Here is an 18160-nt window from a genome sequence, read left to right as displayed (position 1 = left end):
TGCGTACAAGGAGCGAAATGGACACCGAGGAACCGGGCGATCCGCGGCGGGCCATCGAACTGCTGTGGGGCGTGCCGGGTCCCCCGCGCCGCGGCCCGAAGCCGAAGCTGTCGGTCGAGCACGTGGTGTCCGCCGGGATCCGGGTCGCGGACGCGGAAGGACTGGACGCGGTCACCATGCGCCGGATCGCCGACGACCTCGGCGTCGCCACGATGTCGCTCTACACCTACGTGCCCGGCCGCGACGAACTGCTGGAGCTGATGCTCGACCACGCGCACGGCGAGCTCCCGGGCGAACTGCCGGAGGGCTGGCGGGCCGGGCTCGCCGCGGTCGCCGAGGACCTGTGGCGGCTCTACCACCGGCATCCCTGGCTGCTGGAGATCCGCGTCGGCCGCCCGACGCTGGGCCCGCACACCTTCGCCAAATACGAGCGCGAACTCGCCGCGATGGACGAACTCGACCTCGACGACGTCCAGCTCGACGCGATCGTCAGCCTGCTCAACGGACTGGTCGCCGGCGCGGCGCGCGGTTCGGTGGACGCGACCCGCGCCGCGCGGCGCAGCGGGTTGAGCGACGTCGACTGGTGGAACCGTTCCGCGCCGGTGCTGGCGGAAATCCCGGCGGCCGATCCGGTGCACTTCCCGCGCGCGAGCCGGGTCGGCACCACCGCCGGGCAGACTTACGGCGGCTCTTCGGATCCCGAGCACCATTTCCGGTTCGGGCTCGAGCGCATCCTCGACGGGATCGGCCAGCTGGCCGGAGCCTGACCGCGCGAAATTGTCGGCGCCCCGGTTTACCGTTCGGAGAGTGCCGGCGGAACTCGTTCGCCGGCCCGCATAGGGAGGGGCACGCAGTGACCGGGCAGCACGACGCGGCCGAAGCCGCGGTCGCGCAGGCGTTCCGCGACGAGTGGAGCTCCGTCGTGGCCACGCTCATCCGCGTCACCGGCGACTGGGACCTGGCCGAGGAATGCGCCCAGGACGCGTTCGCGCTCGCCGTGCGCACCTGGCCGCGCGACGGCGTTCCGGACCGCCCCGGAGCGTGGCTCACCACCGCCGCCCGCAACCGTGCCGTCGACCGGCTCCGCCGCGCGTCGGCGGGAGCGGACAAACTCCGGGAGGCCGCGCTGCTGGCCGTCCCGGACGAACCGGCAGCCGTCCACGGTGGACAGAACATGGTGGAAGACGACCGGCTCCGGCTCATCTTCACCTGCTGCCATCCCGCGCTCGCGTTCGAAGCGCAGGTGGCGCTCGCGCTGCGCACGCTCGTCGGGCTCAGCACCGCCGAGATCGCCCGTGCGTTCCTCGTGTCCGAGTCGACGATGTCGCAGCGCCTCGTCCGGGTGAAACGCAAGATCCGCGCCGCCGGGATCCCGTACCGGGTGCCGCCCGCGCACCTGCTGCCCGAGCGCACCGCCGCGGTGCTCGGCGTGCTGTACCTGCTGTTCAACGAGGGGTACTCGGCCAGCGAAGGCGACGACCTCCAGCGTCCCGATCTGGCGGTCGAAGCTATCCGGCTGGCCCGGCTGCTGCATTCCCTGATGCCGGACGAATCCGAGGCCACCGGCCTGCTCGCGCTGCTCCTGCTCCAACACGCCCGCCGCGGCACGCGGAACAGCCCCGACGGCGAATTGATCCCGCTCGAGGAACAAGACCGCAGCCAGTGGGACACCGCCGCGATCGCCGAAGGCACCGCGCTGCTGGAAAGTGCGTTGCGACGGCGCAGCCCTGGGCCGTACCAAGTGCAGGCCGCGATCGCCGCGTGCCACGCCAGTGCCGCGCGCGCCGAAGACACCGACTGGGCGCAGATCGCCGGGCTCTATCTCCAGCTGCGGCGTTACCGGCCGGGTCCGGTGGTCGAACTCAACCGCGCCGTCGCGGTCGGCATGGCCGTCGGGCCCGAAGCCGGGCTCGCCCTCGCCGACAGGCTGGCCGAAGACCTGACGGGCTACCACCTGCTGCCCGCCACCCGCGCGGACTTCCTCCGCAGGCTCGGCCGCACCGAAGAAGCCCAGGTCGCGTACACCGAAGCGCTCGCCTTGGCCCCCACCGGAGCCGAACGCAGCTACCTCCGGAGAAGACTTTCGGAAATTTCTTCGCCGGAGGTGTCTGTCTCCGCCTCGTCCGTTCGTCGGGAGGGCAGAACCGACTCCGGAAGGACAGCCATGATCACCAAGACCCTCAGCGCACCCGGCGCGCAGATCCACTACGACGTCGCCGGATCCGGGCCGCTGCTGCTCCTGGTGCCCGGCGGGCCCGCGGACGCCACCGGGTTCGCCGCGCTGCGCCCGTGCCTCGCCGACCGCTACACCGTCGTCACCTTCGACCCGCGCGGGATCTCCCGCAGCCGCACCACCGATCTCGACGACGACCTGGTCGGCCAGCACGCCGAGGACGTCCACCGGCTGCTCGCCGAACTCGACGCCGGACCGGTCTCGGTGCTGGCCAACAGCGGCGGCGCGATCACCATGCTCGAACACGCCACGCGCTACCCGGGCGCGGTGCGGACGCTCGTCGCGCACGAACCGCCGGTCAGCCGCTACCTCGGCGACCTGCTGGCCGATTTCCCGGACATCCCGGCGATCTACCGGGAGCAGGGCGCCGACGCGGCGATCGGAGCGTTCATGGCCGCCAGCGGCTTCGAGATCCCGCCGCCGCCCGAGCACCCCACCGCCGAGGAAATCGAGCAGGGCAAGCAGATGCGCGGCAACTTCGAGGTGTTCTTCGGCAAGCTGATGGGCGCCATCGGCGCGTGGGAACCCGATCTCGAAGCGCTCGCCGCCGCGGACACCAGGATCGTCGTCGCGGTCGGCGAGGCGGTCGGGACCCCGGCGTACGAGGCGGGCGTCGGTCTGGCCCGGGCGCTGGGCAGCGAGCCGGTCCGGTTCCCGGGCGACCACGGCGGTTTCGCCGCCGAACCCGAGGCGTTCGCCGCCCGCCTCGCCGAAACCCTCAACGAGGAGAACTGATGCGCTACCTGCTGATGATCGCCGGCTCCGAAGAGCCGACCCCCGAACAGCTCGCGATCGGCTGCGGCGGCTGGTCCGAGGACCTGCTCCAGCGCGGCATCCTCGTCGGCGGCGGCGGACTGCACCCGCCCGCGACAGCCACCACGGTCCGCGTGCGCGACGGCGAGGTCCTGCTCACCGACGGGCCGTTCGCCGAGACCAAAGACCAGATCGGCGGCTACGCCGTGCTCGAATGCGCCGACCTCGACGAGGCCGTCGACCACGCGTCCCGGCACCCGGCCGCTACCTACGGCACCATCGAAGTACGCCCGCTGCTCGGCTGACTCCCGCACCCGCTCCCGGAAAGGAACCCCCCTTGCCCTCCATTGTGGACAGAAACGAACAGCGCTACGTCGGCTACCGCGCGACCGTCGGCCCCGACGGCATGGCCGAGGTCGCGCACCGGATCGCCGCGATCATCGGCGCCCTCGCCGAACGCGGCCTCGAACCCGCCTGCGCGCCGTTCTTCCGGTACCTGGTGCTCGGCTCGGACATGGAGACCGTCACCGTCGAGGTCGGCGTCCCGGTCACCGAACCGCTCGACCTCGGCGACGAGTACTTCAACGACGTCCTGCCCGCCGGGAAATACGCACAGGCCACACACCACGGAGCGCCCAGCGGCCTCTTCGCGGCCACCGCCGACCTCCTCGCCTGGGGCGAAAAGGAGGACGTGCGCTGGGACCGCACCGTCGAGGCCGACGGCGAGCACTGGGTCGCGCGGCTGGAGATCTACCGCACCAATCCACAGATCGAGCCGGACGCGAACAACTGGGACACCGACCTCTGCTTCCGGCTCGCCGACTGACCTCCCCGGCGTCCCGGGGTCACGCGCCCCGGGACACCACCGCACCGACCAGGCACCCGAACCCGGCCGCGGACAGCACCGTCCGCACCAGGTTCCACCGCACCCACGGGTCCTCGAACTGGGCCCGCAGCGCGGCGAAATCGACCGTGTCCGCGGCGAGGGCGTTGTTCATCGGCACGTTGATCGCGCCGGTCACCACCACCATCGCCACCAGCAGTGCGGCGCCAGCGATGAGCCAGGGCAACCCGCCTCGCGCGCCGCTGGTGAAGTGCAGCACCACGGCCGCGACGGCGAGCAGCGGCGCGCCCAGGAACGACAGCATGAACCAGCCGTTGAGGATCGCCTCGTTGATGCGGCGCATCGCGGTCACGAACGTGTGGTCGTCGGCATGGGCGAGGCCCGGCATCACCGACACCGTGTACGCGTAGAACAACCCCGCGATCAAGCCTGCCGCGACCACCGCCGCCACGAGCGCCGCCTTGGAAACGATCACCATCGCCTTGCCTTTCGTCTTGTCCCCCAACGCACCCCAGTCAACCCGCAGACCGCGAGACGATCCATCGGTTATCCGCTCGGAGCCATGCGTCATCGTCTCGCTAGGAGACCTCCATGCAGCACTCGCTCCCCAACGGCGTCACGCTCGGCGCCGAGCACTTCGGCGACCCGGCCGCGCCGCTGGTCCTGCTCGCCGGCGGCACCACGATGCTGTCCTGGCCCGACGCCGTGTGCGAAGCCCTTGCCCGCGGCGGACGGCACGTCGTGCGCTACGACCTCCGCGACGCAGGCACCTCGACCACGATCGACCCGAACGCCCCGGCCTACACCCTGCGCGACCTCGCCGCCGACGCCGCCGCGCTCGCCCGAGAACTCGACGACCGGCCCGCTCACCTGGCCGGCATCGGCGTCGGCGGGATGGTCGCCCAAGTCGCCGCCCTCGACCACCCGGAGGCCTTCTCCGCCCTCACGCTCTGCGGAACGCGCCCCGTCGCCCCTGGTCCCGTCGACGCGGACCTGCCCGATCACGACAAGAAAGCCATGCGCGCACTGTTCTCGCTGCCGATGCCGGACTGGGCGGACCGCGCCGCCGTCACCGACCGGGCCGCCGCCAGCGCCAAAGTCCTCGGCAACGACCCCGACGCGGCCCGAACCGTGGCGGCCCGCATCTCCGACCGTGCGGCCAGCGCGGAGCCCGCCGTGCAGATGGCCAACCACCTCGGCATGGTGTTTTCCAAACTGGACTGCACGCCGCGCTGGCGCGAACGCCTGCCGGAAATCGCGCTCCCGACGGTGGTGCTGCACGGCCGCCGGGACGTGTTCTTCCCGGTGGGCAACGGCGAAGCGCTCGCCCGCGAGATCCCCGGCGCACGGCTGGTCGTCCTGGAAGACGCCGCGAGCGCGATTCCGGACGTTGCCGCCGAAGAGGTCGCCGCAGCGATGCTCGCCGCCTGACGCCGAGCGCCGGACTGATTCCCAGCCACGTCCGCGCCAGCTTGACGGTTGCCCGGCACTGCGATCGCGGAGCCTCGCGGGATTTCCTTGGCAGCGCGGAAATAGCGGACTTGCTCGACACCTGGCCAGCGCTCGGGATGGCGGTGGGTGCGGCCGGGGATGAGGAAACAATCGACCTCGTCGACACTCGGGCAGCGCTTGGTACGGCTGTCTGCGCCGTCGGGAGGCGGAAACAGCCCGACTGCGACGGCCGTCTGCGCGGTCGGAGGGGGGAATAGCGGACTTCCTCGACACTGGGCTGCGCTCACTACGGCGGTCTGTGCAGCCGGGGGACGCAACCGACACTGGACCAGCGCCCGCAGCGGCTGTCGGCGCGGCTGGGAACCGGAAACTAGCGGGCTTCCTCGCCCCTGTCCCACCGCCCGCAACGCCGCGTCCGGTGAGCCGGAACAGCGGACTTCCTCGACACCGGGTCAGCGGTCTGCCCGGCAGGGCAGAAGAAAGCGCGCCGCGGCAAGAGAACCCCCGAAAACACGAAGCTTTCCCTTGCCGCGGCGCTAGTCTCGGCCAGGTGGACCCGCTCACCGCGTTGCTCGAAGGACCCCGTGCGCACGGCGCGTTCCTGCTCCGGTCCGTGCTGCGCCCGCCGTGGTCGTTGCGGATCGAGGACGAAGCGCCGCTGACCGTGCTCGCCGTGGTCCGCGGCGAGGCCTGGCTCGTGCCCGACAACGCCGAAGCCGTCCGGCTGGGTGCCGGCGACGTGGCCGTCGTCCGGGGGCCCGATCCCTACCTCGTCGCCGACGAACCGGGGACGCCGCCGCAGGCCGTGATCCGGCCGGGGCAGGAGTGTGTCACGCCCGACGGCGGGCATCTCACTGACCTGACCGAGTTCGGCGTCCGCACCTGGGGCGGCGACCCCGACGGTCCGACCGTGCTCCTCACCGGCACCTACCCGACGGTCGGCGAGGTTTCGCGCCGTCTACTCGCCGCCGTGCCGAGCGTCGTCACCGCCCGGGCCGGGACCAGCCCGGATCCGCTCGTCGCGATGCTCGCCGACGAGATCGAACGCGACGTCCCCGGGCAGGAAGCCGTCCTGGACCGGGTGCTGGACCTCCTGCTCGTCCGCGTCCTGCGGGAATGGCTCGACCGCCCGGCCGCGCCCGCCTGGTACCGCGCGCATGGCGACCCGGTGGCCGGGCAGGCCCTGCGGCTGCTGCAGGACCAGCCCGAGCATCCGTGGACCGTCGCCGGTCTCGCGAGCGCGACCGGCGTTTCCCGCGCCGCGCTCGCCAGGCGGTTCACCGACGCGGTCGGCGAACCGCCGATGACCTACCTCGCCACCTGGCGGCTCGCCCTCGCCGCCGACCTCCTGCGCCAGCACCCGGACGCGACGCTCACCTCCATCGCCCGGCAAGTCGGCTACCGCAGCCCCTTCACGCTGAGCGCCGCGTTCAAACGGGAGTACGGGCGCAGCCCGCAGCACTACCGGCTGCGCGAACCTGCCTGAAGCGTCAGTCCTCCTCCCCGAACATCTTCGCGAACAGGTGCCGCACCTTCTCCGCCGCGCCGTCGGACAGGAACAGCTCCAGGTTGTCCGCCGACATCCGCGCCGCCGGCTCCGCGCGTTCGAGCATGACCTGCTCGAACTTCCGCACATCGCCGCCTTCAGCGAGAACCAGCGCGAGCTCGGCGCCGTCGCGCATCGCGAGGTTCGCGCCCTGTCCGGCGAACGGCGACATCAGGTGCGCGGCGTCTCCGATCAGCGTCACGCCAGGCGTGTTCTCCCATCGCACCCCGACCGGCAGCGCGGTCAACGGATACGCGAGCAGCGGCCCGGACGTGGCATCCACCAGCGCCAGGAACTCCGCCGGCCACCCGGCGTAGAGCTCCTTCAGCGCGGCGCGAGCGCGATCCGGGTCGTCGAACGGGATCCCCGACGACTCCATCCAGTCCTCGCTGCACCGCAGCGTCAGATGGACCCGGATGGTGCCGTCTCCGTTGCGCTGCGCGGAAAGCGTCTGCTGATCCCCGATCGCGGAGAAGCTGCCGCGCCCGACGAGCGCCGAAGCAGCCGGGTGCGCCCGGTCCGCGTCGTGGATGACCAGCTCCATCCCGTGCGCGCCGCAGTACGCCGGTTCCGCGTCGGTCAGCAGCGGCCGGATCCTCGACCGGGCGCCGTCCGCGCCGATCAGGAAATCGCAGTCCAGGGTTTCGCCGCCGGACACGTGGACGCGGTGGCGTCCGTCGCCGAGCGGCTCCGCGTGCGTCACCGCGTGTCCCCAGTGGACAGTCTCTTCCGGAAGCGCGTCGAGCAGCAGTTTCCGCAGCGCGGGCCGGTCCGCCTCGGGACGGCCCCAGCGTTCTTCCCCCTCGTCCGGGGTGACCTCCCGCCGCAGCAAGGTTCCCGCGGAGTCGTACAGGACCATGTCCTGGCCCTCCGGACGGGCGATCGCGCGGTAACCGGCCTCCACCCGGCCTCGCGCAGCGCCCACTGGCCCTCGCTGACGGTCAGGTCGAGCGTGCCGCCTTGGACTCGCGCTTCCCTGCTGGCGTCGCGTTCGCAGACCACGGCGTCGATCCCGTGCGCGTGCAGCACCCGCGCACACGTCAGCCCGCCGAGCCCGCCCCCGGCGATCACGATTCGCATGATGACATCCCCTCGATACACTGTATTGACGAAATACACCGTATCGGAACCGCCCCGGTACTGTCACCCGAAAAGGAGCGAGCATGGACGAACTGGTGTGGGAACGGCCCGAACCGCCGGCGCGCGCGGCGCCGGCGCCGTTGAGCCGCGCCCGCATCGTCGAGACCGCCTGCGCGCTCGCCGACGAAGGCGGGCTGGAAGCGGTGTCGCTGCGCAAAGTCGCCGCCGCGCTCGGCGCCGGGCCGATGCGGCTCTACGGCTACCTCGACACCAAAGAAGAACTGCTCGACCTGATGACCGACGCCGTCTACGGCGAGATTCCGCTGCCCGACCCGGACACCGAAGGCGTGGCCGCGCTGCGCGCGCTCGCCCACGGCTGCCGCGCCGCCGTCCAGCGGCACGAATGGTTCGCGGACCTGATCGGCGGCCGGCCCGGTCTCGGCCCGAACGCCCTCGCGTACCTGGAGGCGTCGCTCGCCGCCGCGGCCGGTCCGGGCCCGATCGAGGACGCCATGATCACGGTCTTCACCGTGCACTCCTACGTCACCGGCGCGGTGCGCAGCGAGATCCGCGAACGGCGGCTCATCAGCGACACCGGCCTCGACGAGGAAGGCTGGCATCGCGCCGCCGCGCCGTATCTGAAGCGGATGTTCGACACCGGCCGCTACCCCACCCTCTTCCGCACCGCCCGCGACGCCGTGCACCCGGACGGCGACGCCGTCTTCGCCGCCGGCCTCGAGCGCGTGCTTGCCGGACTCGCCCTCAGCTAGTTACCGCTTAAGCGGCAAGATAGGCGCATGGACACCGCCGCGCTGGGGCCCACGACCCGTGTCATGCACGCGATGGAACAGCTCTGGGCCGAGATCCGGCGGCGGCACGCGGACGTTCCCGAAGCGATCCTGGTGCTGGCGTCGGGAACGATGGGCACGACCACCGAGATCCACGGCCACTTCGCCCGGTCCCGCTGGCACGTCGGCGACGGCGTCGAACCGCGCGCCGAGTTCTTCCTCGGCGCCGAAGGCCTGCGCCGCAGCGCGGCGGAAATCCTCTCCACCACACTCCACGAAGCCGCGCACGGACTCGCCGCCACCCGCGACATCGTCGACGTCAGCGACGGCCGCTACCACAACAAACGCTTCGCAGCGCTCGCCGCCGAACTCGGCCTGCGCGCCGAACAGGCGGACCGGATTGGCTGGTCCTCGACCACCGCGCTGCCCGCGACTCTCCAGGCGTACCAAGGAGAACTGTCCCGGCTCGAAGCCGCGCTGACCGTGTGGCGGCACACCGAACAGGAGGTCGCCCGACGCGCCGTCGCGGCCCCGCCGGACGACCCGGAAACGCCGGACGAGATCGCCGAACCGCTCCCACCGCCGGTGGTGATCGCCCCGGTCGACGGCCGCGGCGCGCACCGCGGCGGGCCGAACTACGTCGCGGCGATCTGCCGGTGCGAACCCCCGCGCCGGATCCGCGCGGCCCGGTCGATCCTGGAACTGGGACCGATCACCTGCACCTTGTGCACCGAGCCGTTCATCGAGGCCTGACCGCTGCCGCGGTACGACGGTAGTGCTTGCACCTTGCTATCACTTCGGGCTACTGTCGCGCTCCACGAGCGAAGGGGGCGCCATGTTGAGCCAGGCAGCGGAAGGCGTGCTGGTACACCAGAGCGAGGTGCTCGAGAACAACGCGGTCGTCGTGCAAGGCCGGGACGGCGTGCTGCTCGTCGACCCCGGGCTCACCCATGAGGAGCTGGGCTGCCTCGCCCAGGATCTCCGCGAACTCGGCCAGCCGGTCGCAGCGGGCTTCGCGACGCATCCGGACTGGGATCACGTGCTCTGGCACGCCGAATTCGGCGACGTCCCCCGCTACGGCACCGCCCGGTGCGCCGATTCCCTGCGGGACCTGCTGGCAAAGCCGGACTGGAAAACCCTTGTCGCCGAAGGATTGCCGCCGGAGATCGCCGACGACGTGCCGATGGACCTGTTCGGCCGCATCACCGGCCTGCCCGCCGGAACCGCGTACCTCCCCTGGGACGGCCCGCGCGCCCGGATCATCGAACATCCCGCGCACGCCCCCGGTCACGCCGCGCTGCTGATCGAGGAACGCGGGGTTCTTGTCGCGGGAGACATGCTTTCCGATGTGCTCGTTCCGATGTTCGGCCGCACCGCCGACCCGATCGGGGACTACCTGACCGGGCTGCAGCTGCTGGAAGCCGTGGCGGATGAGGTCGAAATCGTCGTCCCGGGTCACGGATCCGTCGCCGCCAGTCAGGTACGTGCGCGCATCGAGTTGGACCGCGCGTACGTGCAGGCCTTGCGCGACGGCCGCGAGCCCGACGATCCCAGGATCGGCCCGTCGGCCAAACCCGGCTGGGAATGGGTCAGCGACCTCCACCGGGGACAGGCCGCCAGGTTCGGCTGATCAGCCGAGCCAGCCGCGATGCAGCGCCGGGGCCAGTTCGTGCGCGGCCGAATCCCGGATGGCGTTCTCGTCGTGGAGATAGCCCTCGGTGGTCGACAACGCGGCGTGCCCGAGGTCGCGCTGCACCTGCCGCGGCGGGACCCCTCGCTCGATCGCGTGCGTCGCGTAGGAATGGCGCGCCGAATGCGGATGAATGGTGTCGCACAACGGCTGCAGGTGCGTCGCGACGAACCTAGCCTCGGCGGTGTCGAGCACCTCCCGCAACCGCGCGGTCTTGGGCGGCTGGCAGAACGTCGCGCACAACCGGCGCAGCAACGCCGTCACATGCGACACATGCACGCGCCCGCCGGTGCTCGTGACGAACAACGGCTCCGCCCGCTTCGCACCGACCTGCCCGCGCAGCGCCGGGACCTGCGGCGCGGCCCGGTTGGCCAGGTAGGCGTCGAGCGCGTCGGCCACCGGCGCGGCCAGCGCGACCTCGCGGTCCTTGGATCCCTTGCCGTGCACGCGAAGCACGCCGAAGCCGCCTGCGGTCGGCCGGCGGTAGTCGCCCAGATCGACGCCGACGAGTTCCTCCGCGCGCACGCCGGTGCCGACCAGGATCTCGACCATCGCACGGTCGCGCAGGCCGTTCCGGCTGTGGCCGGCCAGCAGCCACGCCGCGAGCAGCAACGCCCGGCACGCGTCGAACGACCAGCGCGCGGTCTGCGACGGGACGCCGGACGGCCGGTTGAGATGCTGCGCCCGCCGGTCCACGAGCGCGGCCGGATTGTGCCCGGCCAAGCCTTCGCGCAGCAGGTACTTGCGGTAGAACGCGGACACCGCCGACAGCATCCGGCCGCGCGTCGCGTCGCGGTACCCGGCCCTCGCCAGCTCGTCCAGCCACTGCTCGACGTGCTCCACCCGGACGTCGGCAAACGACGTGAACCCGTTGCGCAGGCACCAAGGCAGCCACGCGAGCGCGTCCGGATCGGTTCGCCGGGCCCGGCCGCGGCGGCGTCCCGGATCGGGCGGCTGATAGCCGGGCACCCAGTCGAGCGGGATGCCGAGATCGGTCGCGTACGCGACGCGGGTGTTGAGCGACGCGTACACGCGCAGGAACTCCCCGAACCGCTCCCGCGCGTCCTTGCCCGCTCCCCCGGCATCGGTGAGCGCGAGGGTCATGCGCGCCCGCCCGGATACCGCGCGGCGACCCCGGCGAGCACGAGATCGATCCCGGCGAGGAACTGCTCGCGGTCGTCGTGCTCGCGCATCTGGCTCGCCATCAGCCGGGTCGTCTCGTACTCCCGCGGGTCGAGCTGCTCCCACGCTTCCGCCGTGGCGGCAAGGAATTCGGCCCGGTCCGCGTCCGGCTCGGCGACCTGGCTGTTCGCCGCGTTCTGCCCGGCCGCGCCCAGGACGTAGTGCATCAGCACCGACGTCGCGGTGAACCAGTGCTCCTCGGGCACGCCCAGCGCGCGGACCCGGCGGCCGAGGCTTTCGAGCATCCGCGGCGTCACCGGCCCGCCCGGGCTGCGGGACAGCTGGAGCAGCAGCTGCGCGGCCAGCCACGGATGCGCGTCGATCGCGGAGAACAGGCCGAGCGCGACCGCGTGCACTTCCTCCCGCGGCGATCCGGCCGGCTCCGCCGCCAGCGCGTCGGCCACCACCGCGTCGGTCGCGGCGACGAGCAGCTCGCCCTTGTTCGCCACGTGCCAGTAGATCGCCCCGGGCCCGGTCGCGAGCCGCTCGGTGAGCACGCGGAACGTCAGGCCGCTCTCGCCCGCCGCGTCCAGCAGTTCCACCGCCGCCTCGACGATGCGCTCCCGAGAGAGTGCCTCCGTGCGCCGCTGTGCCCGGCGCGTCCCCGTAGCCATGCGCCCATCTTGACACATCTGGTACGCCGTTCCAATATGGAATGGCGTACCAGAACTCTCGGCAGAAGGAGCCCTGTCATGAACACGTCCGTCACGATCGTCGGCGCCGGGCTCGGCGGCCTTACGCTCGCCCGCGTCCTGCACGTCCACGGAATCCCGGCCGCCGTCTACGAGGCCGAGCCCTCGCCGACGTCGCGCGCCCAGGGCGGCTTGCTCGACATCCACGACTACAACGGTCAGCTCGCCGTCGAAGCCGCCGGGCTGACTTCGGAATTCCGCGACCTGATTTTGGAAGGGAGACAAGAGCTGCGGCTGTTGTCCCGGGACGGGACAGTGCTGTTCAAACAACCAGACGACGGCACCGGCGGCCGCCCCGAGGTCCACCGCGGTGAGTTGCGGCAGCTGCTGATCGACTCGCTGCCGGAGGGCACTGTCCACTGGGGACACAAGGTCACCGGCGTGCGCGCCTTGGCTCAGGGCTACGAGGTCGCGTTCGCCGACGGAAGCACGGTCACCACCGACTTGCTGGTCGGCGCGGACGGTGCCTGGTCGAAAGTCCGGCCGCTGCTGTCTTCGGCGAAGCCGGAGTACACCGGCGCGTCGGCCGTCGAGACCTTCGTCTACGACTCCGATCGACGGTTTCCGGCCACGGCCGAGGCGGTCGGCGGCGGGATGCTGCTGGCGCTCTCGCCGGACCAGGGCATCACGGCACACCGCGAGCGCGACGGAATCCTGCACGCCTACATCGGGCTGACCCGGCCGCTGGAATGGTTCGACCGCATCGATTTCGCCGACCCAGCCGCCGCGACCGCCCGGATCGCGGCGGAGTACGAGGGCTGGTCGACGGCGCTGACCACGCTCATCACCGAAAGCGACACCGCACCGGTCCTCCGGCCGCACTACGGGCTGCCGATCGGGCACGAATGGAAGCGGGTGCCGGGCGTAACCCTGGTCGGCGACGCCGCGCACCTCGCCCCGCCGAACGGGGAAGGCGCGAACCTGGCCATGCTCGACGGCGCCGAACTCGGGCTCGCCCTCGCCGCGCATCCGGACGACGTGGAGACCGCGCTCGCCGAGTACGAGCAGGCGATGTTCCCGCGCGGCGCGGAAACCGCAGCCGAGGGCGCGCACCTGCAACGGCAGATGTTCGGCCCCGACGCACCGCACGGCCTGCTCGCCGAATTCGTCGCCGGGACGTAGGACTCCGGGGGTGCGGTCAGGTCACGGACCGCACCCCCGCCGCGGTCAGGCGACCGCCTCCCGCAGCGAAGCGGACAGCGCGCGGGCCTCGTGCTCGGTCATCCGGCCGGTTTCGTACGGCACGCCGTTGACCCACCGTTGCGTCAGCCGGGCGATCCGCTCGCCGTAGCGCTGCGCGGTGACGCGGTCGCCGTGCGACCCGGCGTCCTCCGGGCCGAGGTCGGCGTGGCTCTGGCTCATCAGCCCCAGCCACGAGCCGAGCCGGTTGACGTCGTCGCGGGACCCGCCGCTCCAGTTGTTGCCCGGCATGTCGCCCACGCCGATCCACTGCATGCCCAGCTGCGCGGCGAACACCGACAACTGCTGCAGCACGGTCAGCTTGTCCCCGCTCTGCGACGCGGACATGGTGAACCCGCCAGCCAGTTTGTCCTTCCACGCCTGCGTCGTGAACGGCGTGAAGGCGGCTTCCATGAACGCCTTGAACACTGCGGACACGCTGCCCATCAGCGTCGGGCAGCCCATCACGATCGCGTCGGAACGGTCCAGCAGCGCCATGACCTCGCTGTCGTGCCAGCGGCCCGCGGAGACGTCCTCGGCGCGGAGGTCGACGACGTGCACCCGCACGCCCGGCACCTGCCGCGCCCCTTCGGCGAGATGCTCGGCCAGCAGGCGGGTGTGCCCGTGCACCGAATGGCAGACCACGGTCACCGTGGCCTCGGGGATGCCGTCAACGGCAGTGGCTGTCATGCGAAAACTTCTTCCGGTCGTGGGGAAATCCCCTGCTTGCTCCCCATCTCATCCCGATCCCCGGATGTCATCAACGGCGTTCTCCAGCACCCAGCGATCGGTCTCACCGATCGATCGGGCTAGCCTGGTCCGGTGGACAGGATCGAGCTGGAAGCGTTCGTCACGGTCGCGGAGGAACTGCATTTCGGCCGCGCCGCCGAGCGCCTGCACCGCGGGCAGCCGACGGTCAGCGACGCCGTCCGCCGCCTTGAGAAAACCTTGGGCGGCAAGCTGTTCCACCGCACCAGCCGCCGCGTCTCGCTGACCGACCTCGGCGAAGCCCTCCTGCCCGACGCGCACGCCACCCTCGCCCAGCTGAGCCGCTTCCAGCAACGCGGCCGCTCCCTCGCCGGCGGCGACCGGAAACGCACCACGCTCGTCGTCGCCCACGCCGAATACACCGCCCACCAGGTGCTGCTGCGCTGCCTGCCGCGGCTGCGCGAGCAGTTCCCGGACGTCACGATCGTGCCCGAGCCGATGCCGACGACGGCGCAACTCGCCGCGTTGCGCGCGGAAACCGTCGGACTCGGCATCGGCTGGGCGACCGGCGGGATCAACGGCGTGCGGGCGCGGGTGCTGTCCGCCGAACGGTTCGTCGCACTGGTGCCCGCCGCGCATTCCCTTGCCGGACACAAGGAACTGAGCGCGGCCGAACTGTCCTCGACCGCGTTGCTGACCTGGCCGCACCAGATCAACAGCGGGCTCTGCGACCGTCTGCTGTCCGCGTTCCGGATCAGCGGGGCGGATCTGCGGATCATCCGGACCGCCGACAGCGTGCAGGCGATCGCCGGCCACGTCGCGGCCGGGACGGGCATCGGGATCACCGTCGAATCGGCGCTGGACCACCAGCCGCCGGGCCTGCGGATCATCCCGCTGACCGGCCCGTCGACCACGGCCGACCAGGTCGTCCTCCTGCCCGAGAAGCCGTCGGAGGTCGCGCTCGCGCTGCGGGACCTGCTGCTGCGCGCTTCCGTGCCGGGGCAGGGACGTAGGTAGGTTGCCAGAAGGGGCTGATTTCGATCAGGGGGGCGACAGTGCTGGACGTACGGCTTTTCGACGCGGACCGGGCAAGCGACGCGGAGTGGGACGCACTGCACGAGCTGCAGTTTTCCGCCTGCCGGCTGGATTCCCCGGAACGTCCGCCGATGACGCGGCAGGAGACGATCTCCGGAGTGCGCGCGCCGCAGATCCAGGCGGGCGAGCAGCTGGTGTGGACCGCCCACCGGGACGACCGGCTCGTCGCCAGGGCGATCGTGACGCTGCCCGCCGACGGGAACGAACAGCTCGCCCTCGTGCGGCTCCACGTCCATCCGGACGTGCGGCGCCCAGGCATCGGGACAGAGTTCTTCCACGCCTTGGAGCCGATGCTGCGGACGCGCGGCCGAACGCGGGCGGAGGGCTGGAACCTGACCCCCAGCGGTCCTGGCGAAAGCTGGGCTCAGGGGCTCGGATTCCGGATCGTGCACACGGCTATCCTGCAGATCATGGAGCTGGGCGAAGTCGACCGCAGGCGGTGGGACATCGCGGTGCCTGCCGGATACCGGCTGATGCGGTGGGTCGGCGCCGCGCCGGAGTCACTGGTCTCCGCGTATGCGAAGGCTCGCGCGGCGATCGGCGATGCGCCGTTGGGCGAGTCCGAGTTCGGCGCGCCGGATTGGTCGGTGGACCGGGTCCGGCGGATCGAAGCCTCGTATCGCGAACGGGGCATCGAGCATCGGACGGTGGTGGCGGTTTCGTCCGGGGGCGAGGTGGTCGGCTTGACGGAGTTGGAGGCGCGGCCGCTGCTGCCGGAGAGGTTGCACCAGGGCGACACCGCGGTGCTCGCCGCGCATCGCGGGCACGGGCTGGGATTGGCGATGAAGTCGGAGATGCTGCGGCGGTTCACGACGGACCGACCCGGCGTGGCGCAAATCTGGACGGGTACGGGCGCGGCGAATACGCACATGATCGCGGTGAACCACCGGCCGGGTTCGCGAGCGTGCGGACGGGCAGCGTGGTGAGCCGGGAGTTGTGAGGGTTCACCGCTAGGAGGGGAACGGCGGCGCATCGGCCAGCGGCGAGCGCGCGGTCTCCAGCGAAGTGCTGAACGCGGACACCAGCCGGAGGATCATCTCTTCCAGACGGGTGCCGTCGATGATCTCGACCGCGGGATCCGGAGTCCAGGATGTCCTGGACATGCAGGTGATCTGTACTTGCCCGGCGAGCGGCCGGAAGTGCTGGGTCCGCTCGATGCCCTGGCCGTAGAAGTCGATCTCGCCGTCGTGGCGGGCGCGCAGGTCTCGCAGCAGGCCGGGAAGCTGTTCGACCAGCGTCGACAGGTCGTAGGCGACGTCCACCGGCCAGCTTCCGCCGAAGCCGCGGACGGTGAACGCGCAATCCGTCGCAGCGAGCACCTGGCACGCCTCGATGACCAGGACGTCGAAGTCGAGATCGTCGTTCAGCATTGGCGCGACGCTGCCGGGCGCGCGCGTAGCGGGTCGCAGAGAGAAGGAAAACCCCGGCAGTTCGCTCCCGGTCATCAGCGTCCCCCATACCTCCGACGTGGTGGCGGCTGATCCTGGCACGGCGGCTGCGCGTCCACCGGTCCGGAGTCCCCGGAACGGTTGATCACCGCGTTCGCCGCCGGGACCTGGGCGTTTCGCTCGCTACGCTGATCCGCGGTCCGGACGGCTTGGCGAGGGGCGAAGCATGGCGGAGCGCAGTCCGGACGCGAAAACCTTCGGCGAACGCCTGCGCGAACTGCGCGGCCCGATGACCCAGCACGCGCTCTCCCGGCGTTCCGCGATCGGCTCGGAGGCGCTGACCAGGCAGCGCGTGTCCTACCTCGAGAACGGCCAGGTGCCGACTGCCGGTCAGCTGCGCTGTTACCTGCACGGATGCGGCCGCGAGGACTTGTTCGACGAACTCGACGCGGTTCGCAAGCGGCTGTGCGCGTCCGGTCCGGCGGCGAAGGAACCGGCTGGGCCAGGGCACCGATGGCAGTTCGTCGCGCTGGCGGCCGCGGCGCTGCTGGCTGCCGTGACAGTGACGTTCTGGGTGCTCAACCGTCCGTCCGCGACCGTCGGCGAGTGTGCGCCCGGGTTCGTCTGCTTTTGGAGCGAACCGGAATTCGGCGGGCAGAAGATCACGCTCGACCCTGTCTGGGCGAGCGAAAACCACTGCGCCACCCTGCCGTTCGAGGCCCGCTCGGAGATGAACAGCAGCAAAGAACGCCAGCTCGGCTTTCCTGCCCCGGACTGCACCGGCTCGCACACCGTGCTCAACCACCTGGGCGGCACCGAACGCTCGACCTCCGTCCGGTCCTACCGGCACAGCTGACCGGAAAACCGCAGGTCCGCGTGTCCGGCGCAGAACAGGACACGGCAGGACACCCGGTCTTCTCGCCGCGCTCCCGGCACCGGTGCTGTTCTCGATCGGCCACCACCGTGGCGACCGGGGAACGCCATCACCAGGGAGGAACACGATGAGGATCTCGAAGACGCTGACCGTGGCCGCACTGACCCTCGCGGCCGCCGGAGCGACGATCAGCCCAGCGCTCGCCGCACCCGCGCTGGCCCCCTACCGCGTCACGCCGTGGCACGACGCGCGAGTCCGCCAGCTGCCGACGACCCACAGCCAGCAGGTCGACTACGTCACCGCTAACAACGGCTACGACGCCTACTGCTGGATCCACGGCGAGAACATCGAAGGCAACGACATCTGGGTCCGCCAGCTCGGCAACACCTACAAACAGGGCTACGTGGCCGCCTACTACCTCAAGGGCGGAGTGACCGGCGGCGTCGCCACCCAGTGCCACTGACCACTTTTTCGGGTGCCCCGCCAAGCTCGAACAAGCGGGGCACCCGCTGTGCGCGCTAACTATATGAATAATCTCAGTTATCCATATAGTTCACAGCCACTGCCGTCGTCGACCGGTTCCGCTTCGCTAACTGATACCTAGGGTTTGAGTATTGAAACTCTAACTGTAGAGTGGTTCCCACCTGCGGAAAGGG

Annotated in this window: 20 protein-coding genes and 2 pseudogenes; 15 read left to right on the top strand and 7 right to left on the bottom strand. The window is 71.1% G+C overall.

From position 1 onward, the window contains the following. Window positions 1–17: 17 nt before the first annotated feature. From PUT80_RS02210 to PUT80_RS02190, 5 genes and pseudogenes are all read left to right on the top strand, one after another. A complete protein-coding gene (locus PUT80_RS02210) occupies window positions 18–767 on the top strand; it encodes a TetR/AcrR family transcriptional regulator (RefSeq protein ID WP_037806149.1) in 750 nt (249 codons plus the stop codon). A gap of 86 nt (window positions 768–853) precedes the next feature. After that, a pseudogene (locus PUT80_RS02205) lies at window positions 854–2092 on the top strand (RNA polymerase sigma factor); the annotation flags it as partial. Window positions 2093–2164: 72 nt separating this feature from the next. Then, window positions 2165–2968, top strand: coding sequence for an alpha/beta hydrolase (locus PUT80_RS02200; protein ID WP_275291094.1), 804 nt, complete (start codon window positions 2165–2167; stop codon window positions 2966–2968). Further along, on the top strand, window positions 2968–3291 hold the full coding sequence (locus PUT80_RS02195; protein ID WP_037806147.1) for a YciI family protein: 324 nt from the start codon (window positions 2968–2970) through the stop codon (window positions 3289–3291). Before PUT80_RS02200 ends, PUT80_RS02195 begins: the two co-directional genes overlap by 1 nt. 32 nt (window positions 3292–3323) lie before the next feature. Beyond that, window positions 3324–3812 carry a GyrI-like domain-containing protein gene (locus PUT80_RS02190; RefSeq protein WP_167756325.1) on the top strand — a complete coding sequence of 163 codons (489 nt, stop codon included), beginning with the start codon at window positions 3324–3326 and terminating at the stop codon, window positions 3810–3812. Between the two features lie 19 nt (window positions 3813–3831). Here the strand turns inward: PUT80_RS02190 and PUT80_RS02185 are convergent, their stop codons facing one another. After that, window positions 3832–4308: an anthrone oxygenase family protein gene (locus PUT80_RS02185; protein ID WP_037806143.1), complete on the bottom strand. Its 477-nt coding sequence runs from the start codon at window positions 4306–4308 to the stop codon at window positions 3832–3834. Between the two features lie 113 nt (window positions 4309–4421). On the opposite strand from PUT80_RS02185, the gene PUT80_RS02180 reads away from it, so the two are divergent. Together PUT80_RS02180 and PUT80_RS02175 are read left to right on the top strand one after the other, a co-directional pair. Then, window positions 4422–5261 (top strand): alpha/beta hydrolase, encoded by an 840-nt coding sequence (locus tag PUT80_RS02180; protein ID WP_275290908.1) that lies wholly within the window; start codon window positions 4422–4424, stop codon window positions 5259–5261. Window positions 5262–5832: 571 nt separating this feature from the next. Next, window positions 5833–6768 (top strand): AraC family transcriptional regulator, encoded by a 936-nt coding sequence (locus tag PUT80_RS02175; protein ID WP_275290907.1) that lies wholly within the window; start codon window positions 5833–5835, stop codon window positions 6766–6768. 4 nt (window positions 6769–6772) lie between these two features. Here PUT80_RS02175 and PUT80_RS02170 read toward each other — a convergent pair whose 3' ends face one another. Further along, the gene (locus PUT80_RS02170) at window positions 6773–7753 is read right to left on the bottom strand and encodes an NAD(P)/FAD-dependent oxidoreductase (RefSeq protein ID WP_343076866.1); all 981 of its coding nucleotides are present in this window, start codon (window positions 7751–7753) and stop codon (window positions 6773–6775) included. A gap of 80 nt (window positions 7754–7833) precedes the next feature. Further along, a pseudogene (locus PUT80_RS46255) lies at window positions 7834–7908 on the bottom strand (hypothetical protein); the annotation flags it as partial. Window positions 7909–7991: 83 nt separating this feature from the next. Between PUT80_RS46255 and PUT80_RS02165 the strand changes: the two are divergent. The 3 genes from PUT80_RS02165 (at window position 7992) to PUT80_RS02155 (ending at window position 10326) form a co-directional block, all read left to right on the top strand. Continuing rightward, window positions 7992–8678, top strand: coding sequence for a TetR/AcrR family transcriptional regulator (locus PUT80_RS02165; RefSeq protein ID WP_275290906.1), 687 nt, complete (start codon window positions 7992–7994; stop codon window positions 8676–8678). 27 nt (window positions 8679–8705) lie between these two features. Continuing rightward, entirely contained in the window at window positions 8706–9449 is a 744-nt protein-coding gene (locus tag PUT80_RS02160; protein WP_275290905.1) for a hypothetical protein, read from the top strand. 82 nt (window positions 9450–9531) lie between these two features. Continuing rightward, on the top strand, window positions 9532–10326 hold the full coding sequence (locus tag PUT80_RS02155) for an MBL fold metallo-hydrolase (RefSeq protein WP_275290904.1): 795 nt from the start codon (window positions 9532–9534) through the stop codon (window positions 10324–10326). Here the strand turns inward: PUT80_RS02155 and PUT80_RS02150 are convergent, their stop codons facing one another. Next, window positions 10327–11490, bottom strand: a complete 1164-nt coding sequence (locus tag PUT80_RS02150) for a tyrosine-type recombinase/integrase (protein WP_134728320.1) — start codon at window positions 11488–11490, stop codon at window positions 10327–10329. It lies immediately after the preceding gene. Continuing rightward, a complete protein-coding gene (locus PUT80_RS02145) occupies window positions 11487–12182 on the bottom strand; it encodes a TetR/AcrR family transcriptional regulator C-terminal domain-containing protein (protein ID WP_275290903.1) in 696 nt (231 codons plus the stop codon). The genes PUT80_RS02150 and PUT80_RS02145 overlap by 4 nt, the downstream gene beginning before the upstream one ends. Window positions 12183–12260: 78 nt before the next feature. Here PUT80_RS02145 and PUT80_RS02140 point away from each other — a divergent pair, with 78 nt between their 5' ends. Further along, window positions 12261–13382 (top strand): NAD(P)/FAD-dependent oxidoreductase, encoded by a 1122-nt coding sequence (locus PUT80_RS02140; RefSeq protein WP_037806126.1) that lies wholly within the window; start codon window positions 12261–12263, stop codon window positions 13380–13382. A gap of 45 nt (window positions 13383–13427) precedes the next feature. Here the strand turns inward: PUT80_RS02140 and PUT80_RS02135 are convergent, their stop codons facing one another. Continuing rightward, window positions 13428–14129, bottom strand: coding sequence for a flavodoxin family protein (locus PUT80_RS02135; RefSeq protein WP_078870168.1), 702 nt, complete (start codon window positions 14127–14129; stop codon window positions 13428–13430). 132 nt (window positions 14130–14261) lie between these two features. Between PUT80_RS02135 and PUT80_RS02130 the strand changes: the two genes are divergently transcribed. Both PUT80_RS02130 and PUT80_RS02125 read left to right on the top strand, forming a co-directional pair. Beyond that, window positions 14262–15164, top strand: coding sequence for a LysR family transcriptional regulator (locus PUT80_RS02130; protein ID WP_275290902.1), 903 nt, complete (start codon window positions 14262–14264; stop codon window positions 15162–15164). A 38-nt stretch (window positions 15165–15202) separates the two neighbouring features. Beyond that, window positions 15203–16168 (top strand): GNAT family N-acetyltransferase, encoded by a 966-nt coding sequence (locus PUT80_RS02125; RefSeq protein ID WP_275290901.1) that lies wholly within the window; start codon window positions 15203–15205, stop codon window positions 16166–16168. A gap of 24 nt (window positions 16169–16192) precedes the next feature. Here the strand turns inward: PUT80_RS02125 and PUT80_RS02120 are convergent, their stop codons facing one another. Next, window positions 16193–16612, bottom strand: a complete 420-nt coding sequence (locus tag PUT80_RS02120) for a hypothetical protein (protein WP_275290900.1) — start codon at window positions 16610–16612, stop codon at window positions 16193–16195. Window positions 16613–16856: 244 nt separating this feature from the next. Between PUT80_RS02120 and PUT80_RS02115 the strand changes: the two genes are divergently transcribed. Together PUT80_RS02115 and PUT80_RS02110 are read left to right on the top strand one after the other, a co-directional pair. Beyond that, window positions 16857–17486 (top strand): peptidase inhibitor family I36 protein, encoded by a 630-nt coding sequence (locus tag PUT80_RS02115; RefSeq protein WP_275290899.1) that lies wholly within the window; start codon window positions 16857–16859, stop codon window positions 17484–17486. Between the two features lie 145 nt (window positions 17487–17631). Next, window positions 17632–17967 (top strand): hypothetical protein, encoded by a 336-nt coding sequence (locus PUT80_RS02110; RefSeq protein ID WP_037806120.1) that lies wholly within the window; start codon window positions 17632–17634, stop codon window positions 17965–17967. Window positions 17968–18160 lie beyond the last annotated feature (193 nt).

The organism is Amycolatopsis sp. La24 (assembly GCF_029087445.1).
In the GTDB taxonomy this organism is placed as follows: Bacteria; Actinomycetota; Actinomycetes; order Mycobacteriales; family Pseudonocardiaceae; genus Amycolatopsis; species Amycolatopsis nivea.
The sequence above is the reverse complement of the archived record's forward strand: the minus strand, read 5'-3'. Positions and strand labels throughout refer to the sequence as shown.